This is a genomic window from Klebsiella sp. K47 (assembly GCF_051858335.1).
In the GTDB taxonomy this organism is placed as follows: domain Bacteria; phylum Pseudomonadota; class Gammaproteobacteria; order Enterobacterales; family Enterobacteriaceae; genus Klebsiella; species Klebsiella pneumoniae.
In genome coordinates this window covers 1-222 of the sequence record NZ_JBPYUI010000441.1, presented here as the reverse complement: position 1 = coordinate 222, position 222 = coordinate 1, and the positions used below count along the sequence as shown (strand labels likewise).

1 protein-coding gene is annotated in these 222 nt (G+C 29.7%); it reads left to right on the top strand.

The features are described from left to right. Positions 1-39 precede the first annotated feature (39 nt). A partial coding sequence (locus RRF55_RS28710) for a glycosyltransferase family 2 protein (protein WP_439419402.1) occupies positions 40-222 on the top strand: 183 nt, incomplete at its 3' end.

Sequence of the window (222 nt, the reverse complement as noted above, 5' to 3'; positions counted from 1 at the left end):
GATCTAAATTCCACCCAAATTGATGGCTTTCATAATGAAATGCAAGATTTAATAACTGTTTATATACCGACTCATAATCGATCTGATTTATTAATGAGAGCCATTGAGTCTGTAAGGAATCAAACATATAAAAACATTGAAATTATTATTTGTGATGATGGTTCTTCAGATGATACGCAGCATGTTTTATTAGATTTGGCTAGTAAAGATGGAAGAATTAAA